Below are 10932 nucleotides of genomic sequence, written 5' to 3'. Positions count from 1 at the left end.
TTTGATAACAGTCAAACTTAAGGAGTTGAAAATATGCAATGTAAAAAATGTGGAACAGAGCTTCCAGAAAACGCAAAGTTTTGTCCTGAATGTGGAGAACCTGTTCTTCAAGAGGAAATCGTAGAAGAAACTAAAATAGAAGAAGTTGAAGAAACTGTTGTAGAAGAACCTGCTGCTGAAGAAGCAGTCACAGAAGAGAATACAGAAGAAGTTGTTGAAGAAACAAGGGAAGAAGAGCCAGCTGCTAAAGAAGCACCGGAGGAAAAAAATGAGGAACCATCCAAGGTTTGGTACTATGTCAAAAACGATCAGGCCATGGGACCTTATGGCTTAGAAGAAATGACGGCCTTCTTAAAATCAAAGACAATCAATGAAGACACTCTGGTATGGAAACAGGGTATGGAAGATTGGGTAAAGTTAAAGACAACCGAGATTCCTATTCCGGATATGAGTTCTTCAGAACAATGGTATTATGTAGATGATAAAAACGCCCAAAATGGACCATATACCAGAGAACAGATGGAAACGTTGATCCAGGCTCGCCAGATCTTTGGCAATACTTTTGTATGGAAAACGGGCATGGCAGATTGGAAACGGTTAAAAGAAACAGAGTTGGCTTCTTTAGCAACTCCGGAATCACCTCAGCCACAGTATCAGACAAATAGTTCTCAAAATTCTTCAAGCACGGCAGAAAAATCACACGGACAGATTTTTATCATGGAAAGAAGCATTGGTTTGAGCATCGTTTTAACGATTGTGACTTGCGGCATCTATTCTTATTACTGGTTGTATTGTCTTGCCAGAGATATCAACGCTTGTTGTGATGTGCAAAATAAACCACGCGTTGCCGAACCGGGAATCGTTATTTTATTGACAATTGTAACTTGCGGACTTTACGGCATTTATTTCTATTGGAAAGCGGGAAAAGCTTTGGCTCAGCTTGAATTTGATAATGGCTTCAGTGTGCCGGATAACAGTATCATCCAGCTGGTAATGCCTATTTTGGGGCTTGGAATCATCTCCATGGCCATTTGCCAGAGTTCTTTGAATGATATTGCGCGTTATGCCCACCGCTAAAAAAATTGGAAAGACTTTAGGAGCAATCGTTGTATTGCTCCTGTTTGTTCTTTTGATGGGAACTTACTGTCCGGTTCAAAAAGTATTGGGGATCCCGTGTCCTGGCTGCAATATGACGACGAGTTTGTATTACTTGCTTCAGGGAGACCTTTCTACATCTTTGATGTATCATGCGATGTTGATCCCTACGGGAGGATTCGCTTTACTAATTGGCTTTTGTAAATGGAAAAAGAAACGCAAGTGGATGGAGCGATTGTTGTGGATGTGGATTGGCTGCATGATCGTCTATTATATCTATCGGATGATATTTATTTTTCCAGAGATTCCCATGGTCTATGATTCGTCCAGTTTGTTGGGACATTTTCTGAATCGATGATTTATGCCGAGTTTACATTGACTTGTACGATAGAAACTCCTATAATGGGGACATACAAGTAAATCAGATGAAGATAGAGGTAGCGATGCATCAGAGTACTGCAGGGAGTTGGCGAACTGTGAACTGCAGGAAAGGTAATCATCGCCGAAGGAAAAACTGCGGCGGCAGCGTTTCTTGGGGCTTTGGGAAATACCCACTGCACTCCTTCGTAAGAAGAGGGGTTATCTTGAAGGCAAAGACAAGCCATATGGATAACGCATATGGCTTTTTTCTTATCTATTTTCATGAACTTTAGGAGGTAAAATGAAATGAAAAAATTACTTGCGGCAAGTTTAGTTGGTGCGATGGCACTGGCAGGATGTTCTGGAGGACAAGACAAAGCGGAAGACAACACATTTACAGTCGGAATGGAATGTGGATATCAGCCGTTTAACTGGCAGACAGCGGATGCGGAAACGGATTCTGCCGTAGAGATCAGCGGCGGCGGAGGATATTGTGACGGTTATGATGTCATGATGTCTCAGGCGATTGCGGATGAACTAGGACAGGAACTGGAAGTGAAGAAGATTTCTTGGGATGGTCTGCAGCCTGCTTTGGAATCTGGTGAAATTGATGCGATCATTGCCGGAATGACAGCTAGTGAAGAACGTGAAGAAGGAATCGACTTTACGAGCCCTTACTATGAAAGTGAAGGGATGGTCATGATCGTTCGTGCAGACAGCGAAATGGCAGGATATACGGATATCCAACAATTCTCCGGACATAATGTAATCGGACAAAAAAATACGAACTATGATACAGTCATCGATCAGATCGAAGGTGTCAATCACCAGACACCATTGGCAACTTATCCGGAATTAGTCGCTGCTCTACAAAACGGAGTGGCAGATGGAATCACGGCGGAGATGCCGGTGGCAGAAGGTGTTGTTGCGGCCAATCCAGGTCTTGCGATCGTAAAATTTGATGAAGGACATGGATTTGAAGTCGACACAACTGTTTCGATCGGTTTGGCTGAAGGAAGTCGCGACAGTGATTTCTTCAACGCCGTACAGGAAGCGTTAGATTCAATCGATCAAGACACGCGTAATGAATATATGGCTACGGCTGTAGAAAATGCACCAACAGAAGAATAGTTAGAAAGGTTTGACACTCAATGAGTATCGATTTTGGAAGAGCGTTTGAAATATTTACCGAAAACTGGAGCCTGTTTTCCTTTGGTATTCAGAATACGCTGTTATTTGCCTTGGTGGGGACGGTCGTAGGTCTTCTTCTAGGACTGGTTACCGGGGCATTGCGAGCGATTCCGGAAGATCCGATGGACTCTGCTTTTGTCAAGGTTTTAAAGAAGATCGCGCGATTTGTCGTGGGTTTCTATGTATGGTTTTTCCGGGGAACACCGATGATGGTCCAGGCTTTGTTTTTCTTCTATTTGTTACGTCCGGTATTAGGATGGACCGGATTCTCTGCAGGTTTGATCATCATCTCCGTGAATACTGGGGCCTATATGGCAGAAATTATTCGCGGCGGGATCCAGTCTATTGATGTGGGACAAAGCGAGGCCGCAAAATCTTTGGGAATGACAACGATGCAGACGATGCTTTCGATCATTTTTCCGCAGGCGATCAAGAATACCTTTCCTACGATTGGAAATCAGCTGATCGTTAATATCAAGGATAGCTGTATGTTGAATGCGATCCAGGTGACAGAACTCTATTTCCAGTCTTCTTCGGTTGCCGGAAGCAATATGCGATATGCAGAAGTTTATTTCTTGGAAATGGTCATGTATTTAGTGTTGACGACTGTCGCCACTTTGATCTTGAATGCGATGGAGCGCAAGATCAATCAGACAAAAACAGTGACCATCAAGGATCACTGTGCGTAGGAGGTTTGTATGGAAACGATCATTCAAGTACAACATTTAAAGAAGCATTTCGGTTCCTTACAAGTTCTAAATGATATCGATTTTGAAATCAATAAAGGGGAAGTTGTCACGATCATCGGATCGTCAGGTTCCGGAAAAAGTACCTTGCTTCGCTGCATCAATTTATTAGAGATCCCAGATGGCGGAAAGATTCTTTATAAAGATACCGACATCTTGAGCGGAAAGCTTTCTTTGACAGAATATCGTTCGAAAGTAGGCATGGTATTTCAAAGCTTCAACTTGTTTGCCAACAAGAGCGTTATTGAAAACTGCATGATTGGACAAGTCAAGGTTTTGAAGCGTTCTAAAGAAGAAGCGCGGAAGATTGCCATGCGCCACTTGGAAAGCGTAGGGATGGAAAGCTTTGCCGATGCCAGTTCGGTTCGTCTTTCCGGAGGGCAGAAACAGCGTGTTGCGATTGCTCGAGCTCTGTGCATGGATCCGGAAGTCTTGCTTTTTGATGAACCAACGTCGGCCTTGGACCCTGAGATGGTAGGCGATGTTTTGGAAGTTATGCAGAAATTGGCCAAGGAAGGCTTGACGATGGCCATTGTAACGCATGAAATGCAATTTGCCAAAGACGTTAGTGATCGCGTGATCTTCATGGATCAGGGCGTGATCGCAGAACAAGGAACGCCGCAGCAGATCTTCGAGGATCCGCAGCAGGAGCGAACGAAACAATTCTTATCTCGTTATTTTGACCGCTAGAAACAGCGGTCTTTTTAATGTTTTTAATGAATATATAACCTTGTAATAGATAGGAGATTTCATTTAAACTAGTATTAGATAATTTACTTATTTATCTTAAATAACGATGAAGAAAAAGGAGAACGCATATGAAGAGAATGATAAGGATGATGGTGGCAGCAGTAGTTAGTTTGTCCACAGGAATCACTCCAGTATATGCTCTAGATGAGAAGGAAAACTGGAGTAATAATAGTGGCTTTATTCCATCGTTATATCAACAAAATGAGAATCAACTGGTGATTGATTTCCATTTTAACCAGGGGATGCAACCTGAGGAGGGTGATTTTGCATTCATTCAGCTCCCTGAAGAATTTATGGTATTTGAAAATAGTACGGAAGCAGAAGTATATGCTTATGATATCAATACGAATATCTGTACTAACAAAACGATTGGTACAGTCGCAATCCGCGATAATAAGGCGGAATTGATATTTGAAAATGCAAATATCGATTATTCAAAAAATAAAGGTCAGTTCAGTGTGGAAGGAATTTTCATAACTGAAGATACAGTCGAAACGGCAGTGGAATGGAGATTGAATGAATATCAGAGTGCTCAATTGATGCTCCCAGACAACCAACCAATTAATGAAGAGACCAAGTTAGGGGATAATATAAAGAATTTCGGAGAAAATCAGGAAGAATTTAAAGAAAACAGAAATGAAGATGAGAATGCTCTGATCGATGAAAAATCTCCGGAAATGAATGACTCGGTAAATACACAAAAAGAGACGGATGGCATACCAGAGCCTGAAGGTACTGAACAGGATACATCACCAAAGAGAGCTGCAAGAGCAGGAACCACGGCAAGTGTGATATATAAGACACATGTCCAAAGAGAAGGCTGGCATGATTGGTCGAAGGATGGTCAAGTATCTGGAAGTCAGGGAAAATCTCTACGTTTAGAAGGATTACAGATCAAGGTAGAGAATCCTGATTTTGCGGGAAGCATCTTGTACAGTTCCCATATTCAGTCTATAGGTTGGCAAGAATGGAAGACGGATGGCTCTACTAGTGGCACTACAGGTCAATCTAAGAGATTAGAAGCAATCCGAATCAAGCTGTCCGGAGAACTGGCAAATCATTATGATGTATATTATCGAGTCCATGTGCAGAATTACGGGTGGTTAGGCTGGACGAAAAACGGAGAAAAAGCTGGGACCGAAGGTATGTCAAAACGTATGGAAGCTATGGAAATTATATTAGTCAGAAAAGGGGGACAGGCCCCCGGAAATGTAGGAGAAGCATTTGTTTCCAGTATTCATAAAGGATTGGTTACATATAATACGCATGTCCAGACGTATGGATGGCTTTCTCCAGTTGCGGATGGACAGACTTCCGGAACTGTCGGGCAGGGGAAGCGTTTAGAGTCTATTCAGATTTATTTGAACAATCCTGGCGGTTATGATGGTTCGATTGAATATAATACGCAAGTCCAGACATACGGATGGCAGGGATGGAAATCGAATGGTGCTGTTGCAGGTACGCAGAATCAATCGAAGCGATTAGAAACTATTCAGATCCGACTTACAGGAGAGATTTCAGATTACTATGATGTTTATTATCGGACACATGTTCAAAACTTCGGTTGGCTAGGTTGGACTATGAATGGTGGCAAGTCAGGCAGTGAAGGTATGGCTAAGCGTTTAGAGGCGATCGAAATTCGAGTGCTTCCTAAAGATGATACGAGCATTCAGTGTTCGACAGCATATTATGGGTTTGATCGAATTGGTAGTCTGAGTTTTAGTGTAAATAATGCATCTACTGGATGGGGTGGCCATCAATTGAATGGGGAAATAGGCGGAACTACAGGACAGTCAAAACCGATTAATGGAATAAGAATGTCTATTGATAATTCCTCTGGGAAATATACAGGAACAGTCCAATATAAAGCACATTTCAAAAATTCAGGATGGACAGGGCTGTATTCTAACGGACAAGAGGTTGTATCAAATAATCCAATGTTGGCAATCCAGATTTCATTGACAGGGGAGTTGAGTACATACTGTGATATCTATTATCGTACCCATGTAGCACATGTAGGCTGGATGGGATGGGCCAAGAATGGACAGAGCGCAGGAAACTCTGAAAAATCAGGAAACCAGATAGAGGCAATCCAGATACAGGTTGTACCAAAAGGAACTTATGTAGGAGAGAATACAAATTACTATCGAGATTACATCATTACGTCCGATGGATTATGTTATGTACAGGGAATTCTTGTGGTAAATAAAAAACATAAATTACCTACAAACTATGCTCCAGGAGAAAACCCTGAGGCAGGAGCCCAAATTCGAAAACTAATACGAGATATGCAAAGGCAAGGATATGCTATCAGTAGTTCATATAGTGGTTATAGAAGTTACAGCTACCAAGCTTCATTGTATAATAGTTATGTGAATAGCTCAGGGCAGGCGCAAGCAGATCGTTTTTCAGCTCGACCAGGTTATTCAGAGCATCAAACTGGCTTAGCGTTTGACTTAATCCATTCTAATGGGAGCTTAGTTCAAACTTCACGTGAAGTTACTTGGATTGCCAATAATGCTCATAAATACGGGTTTATTGTCCGATACCCAAATGGGAAAGAAGGTATAACCGGTTATATGCCAGAGCCTTGGCACCTAAGATATGTGGGTAGTCAAGCTTCAGCTATTTATGCATCTGGATTAACTTTAGAAGAGTATCTTGGTGTGCCCGGAGGAGGTTATTAAAGAAGTTTTCTTAAGAAGATATAGTGATTATATGTAGTGTAATCGAATAATTTAGGGGTTTCCATTTAGAATTCAAGGATAATCTAGGTGCCTATAGATTCTTTAGGATTATTACAATTATTTGGGTTATCCCATATATCAGCTTTATTTACATTTTATAGGGTCATGTTTGAAAGAATCAATCAGGCGAACCCAGTCAACCGAGTCTTCGAATGGTTCAGTTTGATTGTTGGTGTTGATACTTCGATGATTTTTCAATCAATTCATGTAGATGATCAAGCCTTTCTTGAGAAACGTTGAAATAAAAACTAAAGTAATGTATATATCTGAAATGATAACCGGAATACTCAAGAGATGATCAAAGAAGATGAAATTCATAGTGGGAGAAGGATAGTAATTGATAAAATTTAAATGATAAGGATTATTATGACGAAAGATGCAATTTGCCAAAGACGTTAGTGATCGCGTGATCTTCATGGATCAGGGCGTGATCGCAGAACAAGGAACGCCGCAGCAGATCTTTGAGAATCCGCAGCAGGAGCGAACGAAACAATTCTTATCTCGTTATTTTGACCGCTAGAAACAGCGGTCTTTTTTACGGGAATTTTGGATGTAAACCGTTACATTTAACTTGATGTTTACAATTGTATTTTCATCGAGAAGAAACTGTCTGTTTTTCTTCTTTTTCCTTGATTCCTGTGTTATATTTAAAGTGTTTTAGAATGGTTTAAAAACTTATTCTTAGGAGGAACTCATATGGTTAGAAGAATCGGGATCTTGACCTCGGGCGGTGACTCTCCGGGGATGAATGCAGCAATTCGTGCTGTGACAAAGGTAGGATTGAACAGTGGCCTTGAAGTGTTTGGTATCTACAACGGATACAAAGGCATGGTAGAGGGGTACATTGAGCCGATGACACGTGAGACGATCCGTGAGATCGTAAACCGTGGAGGAACGATTCTTGGGTCCGCTCGTTTGCCGGAATTCAAAGACGAAGAAGTTCGTCGTAAAGCCATTCACCAACTTGGAAAACGAGGTATTGAAGCAGTCGTTGTGATTGGAGGAGACGGTTCTTATCGCGGTGCTTTATCTCTAACGGAGATGGGCATCAACTGTATCGGTCTTCCAGGCACGATCGACAATGATATCACTTGTACTGATTTTACGATTGGATTCCATACGGCATTAGAAACCGTTGTGGATGCCATCGATAAACTGCGTGATACATCCAATTCACATCATCGTTGTTCGATCGTAGAAGTTATGGGAAACCGCTGCGGTGACTTAGCGCTTTGGTCAGGGATCGCATCTGGAGCCGATATGATCGTGACCAGCGAAACCGGATTTGATGAAAACGATGTTTTGGATCGCTTACGCGACTTGGATATCATCCGCAAGAAAAAACACGCCATCGTCGTGATCTCTGAAAAGATTACGGATGTTGACCAGTTTGCCAAGAAGGTGACACTTAATACCGGTTTTTCAGGAAGGGCAACGGTATTAGGACATATTCAGCGTGGAGGAGCTCCATGCCCATATGATCGTATGTTGGCAAGCCAGATGGGTGAAAAAGCCGTTGATTTGCTGATGCAGGGAATCGGCGGACATTGCGTATGTATTCGCGACAACAAGATCGTATCGTATCCGATCGAAAAGGCATTGAGCATGCCTGCTGAATCGCGTAAACCTCTTCAGAATCTGTTTGAGCGTTTAGTATAAGGAAAAAAGGAAGGAATCGAAAACTTATGTGTATTAGCGACAAGAAGACAAAGATTATCTGTACGATCGGGCCAGCCAGTGAAGACAAAGAAACTTTAAAACGGTTGGTCAAGGCGGGAATGAATATTGCCCGTTTGAATTTCTCTCATGGTAGCTATGAAGAGCACGGAAATCGAATTAAATTGATTCGTGAAGTGTCTAAGGAATTAAACAAGCCAATTGGTATTCTTTTGGATACAAAAGGACCGGAAATCCGCTTAGGAGATTTCAAGGATGGAGGATGTCAGTTTGAGGAAGGAGACATCGTTCAGATCATGAAAGAAGAAGTGGAAGGAAATCATGAGAGATTTACCTTGCGTTGTCCGGAAGTATTCCACGATGTTAAACCTGGTGACCATATTTTGATGGACGACGGGAAATTAAAAGTAACGGTTGTGGAAGTGGATGATGACCATATCAAAGGTCGTATTGAAAATCCGCACTTCTTAAAGAGCCGTAAGGGATGTAATTTACCAGGAGTGATCCTGAGCATGCCTTTTATTTCTGAAAAAGATGAAGCCGATATTCGTTTCGGATGTCAGCAAGATGTAGATTATATCGCTGCCAGCTTTACGCGCCGTAAGGAAGACGTGTTAGCGCTTCGCAAGATTTTGATCTCAGAAAGAAAAGATCGTATTCAGATTATTCCAAAGATCGAAAATCAGGAAGGTTTTGATAATCTTCGCGACATCTTGGAAGTCAGTGACGGCGTCATGGTAGCGCGCGGTGATTTAGGTGTTGATGTCAGCCTGGAATTAGTTCCAATCTATCAGAAACAGATCATCAGCGTTGCGAATGAATTAGGAAAACCGGTTGTAACGGCTACGCATATGTTGGAGAGTATGCAAGAAAATCCACGTCCAACACGGGCAGAAGCCAGTGACGTTGCCAATGCGATCATGGATGGTACGGACTGTATCATGTTGTCAGGCGAAAGTGCTGCCGGACATTATCCAGTAGAATGTGTTCAGACGATGCACCGTATTGCGGATGCAATAGAACCGATGATTCCTTATCGCCAACGTTTAAAAGAAGGAATTCGCACTTCCCGTAATTCTTTGAACGATGCGATTGGTGTCAGTGCGGCAGATACATCGATCGCAATCGATGTAAAATGCATCATTGCCTTTACACAAAGCGGTTTAACAGCTCGTCGTTTAGCTCGTTTTAGACCACAGGCTCCTATTATTGGCGTTTGTTTTGATGAAGTGACAGAACGTTCAATGTTGCCGATCTTTGGAGTTGAACCATATTTCAGCGAGATCCAGAACACACGAGAAAATGATGTGGATCTGGCAAAAAATATTGCCTTGATGAAAGGTTGTCATTATGGAGATTTCATCATTGTCGTTGCGGGTTATCCAGAAGGACATGGTGCAACCAACATGATGCGTATCGTTGAGATCACAGAAAACTAAAAATATATGGATTTAAGCAGGTTATGTAGGTAACCTGCTTTTTCATTTAAAAAACATACCCTTTTCAGGATATGTTTCGAGAATCAGTAACATCATTCTACGGCTTTTAGCGATTCAACCATTTGGATCTTTTTGAGTTTAAACGACATAAAGAAGTTAATGATGAATGTAAAGAGCATCGTTAAGGCAAAGCTGTAGAAGTATGATTGAGGCAAGATCGTTCGGCCAAACATGACATCATCCATCTCAGCTAGGTTCATGATCAAATGATGTAAGCCTATACCAATCACTAATCCCAGTACAGCCCCCATCATCGCCAGCAATATTCCTTCTCGATTGACATATTGATTCACTTCTCGTCGGGTAAAGCCAAGGACCTTGATCGTCGCAATCTCACGGACACGTTCGGAGATATTGACGTTACTTAAATTATATAAGACGACAAAGGCCAGCAATGCCGCGCTGATGACCAAAACAACAACGATGAAGGAAATACTGGAGATCATATCGGTGAAGTTTTTCTGCAGCGAGGAGTAGAAGGTGACGCTGTTGACAGAATCTAATTCCATTAGCTGCTTGCCTAACTGATCTTCATAGTCTTCACTTTGATCCTTTGTTTTGATCATATAGATTGTATTTGGCTCAATGTTTGTATCTAATGTATCAAAGTAGTTTTCCGTCATATACACATGATGGCCGACATAGTTCTCAAAGATACCGGCTACTTTCATCTCTACAGGATGTTCATCACTGTCTTCTAAAGTGAAGGTGTCGCCTTTTTCCAGCTGCATTTTATTAGCCAGTTTCTGCGAGATGATCACGCCAGAATCATCCAGTTCCAGAGATTCTCCTTTTTCTGTTTTTAAAGATGTGAAATCCGAGAATACAGAAGGATCATCAATGATGTGAGCCGTTACGGTATGATCT

General features: G+C 41.8%; 9 protein-coding genes, 1 pseudogene and 1 riboswitch. Of the genes and pseudogenes, 9 read left to right on the top strand and 1 reads right to left on the bottom strand.

Annotated elements, in window-relative coordinates; genetic code table 11:
* Positions 1-33 precede the first annotated feature (33 nt).
* The 9 genes and pseudogenes from Q0J48_RS05350 to pyk all read left to right on the top strand — a co-directional run bounded on the left by Q0J48_RS05350 (position 34) and on the right by pyk (position 10005).
* Positions 34-1077, top strand: a complete 1044-nt coding sequence (locus Q0J48_RS05350; protein ID WP_296242317.1) for a GYF domain-containing protein — start codon at positions 34-36, stop codon at positions 1075-1077.
* Positions 1064-1453, top strand: coding sequence for a DUF2752 domain-containing protein (locus tag Q0J48_RS05345; protein ID WP_296242315.1), 390 nt, complete (start codon positions 1064-1066; stop codon positions 1451-1453). Before Q0J48_RS05350 ends, Q0J48_RS05345 begins: the two co-directional genes overlap by 14 nt.
* 66 nt (positions 1454-1519) lie before the next feature.
* Positions 1520-1685, top strand: a riboswitch (Lysine riboswitch).
* 76 nt (positions 1686-1761) lie between these two features.
* Positions 1762-2586, top strand: coding sequence for a transporter substrate-binding domain-containing protein (locus Q0J48_RS05340; protein WP_296242313.1), 825 nt, complete (start codon positions 1762-1764; stop codon positions 2584-2586).
* Positions 2587-2606: 20 nt separating this feature from the next.
* Positions 2607-3335: an amino acid ABC transporter permease gene (locus Q0J48_RS05335; protein WP_296242311.1), complete on the top strand. Its 729-nt coding sequence runs from the start codon at positions 2607-2609 to the stop codon at positions 3333-3335.
* Between the two features lie 9 nt (positions 3336-3344).
* Positions 3345-4082 (top strand): amino acid ABC transporter ATP-binding protein, encoded by a 738-nt coding sequence (locus Q0J48_RS05330; protein WP_296242309.1) that lies wholly within the window; start codon positions 3345-3347, stop codon positions 4080-4082.
* A gap of 128 nt (positions 4083-4210) precedes the next feature.
* Positions 4211-6829, top strand: a complete 2619-nt coding sequence (locus Q0J48_RS05325) for a D-alanyl-D-alanine carboxypeptidase family protein (protein ID WP_296242306.1) — start codon at positions 4211-4213, stop codon at positions 6827-6829.
* Positions 6830-7250: 421 nt separating this feature from the next.
* Positions 7251-7409, top strand: a pseudogene (locus tag Q0J48_RS05320) (amino acid ABC transporter ATP-binding protein); the annotation flags it as partial.
* 176 nt (positions 7410-7585) lie between these two features.
* The gene (gene pfkA, locus Q0J48_RS05315) at positions 7586-8548 is read left to right on the top strand and encodes a 6-phosphofructokinase (protein ID WP_296242304.1); all 963 of its coding nucleotides are present in this window, start codon (positions 7586-7588) and stop codon (positions 8546-8548) included.
* 26 nt (positions 8549-8574) lie between these two features.
* Positions 8575-10005: a pyruvate kinase gene (pyk, locus tag Q0J48_RS05310; protein WP_296242302.1), complete on the top strand. Its 1431-nt coding sequence runs from the start codon at positions 8575-8577 to the stop codon at positions 10003-10005.
* Positions 10006-10097: 92 nt separating this feature from the next.
* On the opposite strand, the gene Q0J48_RS05305 is transcribed toward pyk, so the two are convergent.
* Positions 10098-10932 (bottom strand): FtsX-like permease family protein (locus Q0J48_RS05305; protein ID WP_296242301.1); only part of this gene is annotated, 835 nt, incomplete at its 5' end.

Source organism: uncultured Faecalicoccus sp., assembly GCF_944325745.1.
In the GTDB taxonomy this organism is placed as follows: domain Bacteria; phylum Bacillota_I; class Bacilli_A; order Erysipelotrichales; family Erysipelotrichaceae; genus Faecalicoccus.
The sequence above is the reverse complement of the archived record's forward strand: the minus strand, read 5'-3'. Positions and strand labels throughout refer to the sequence as shown.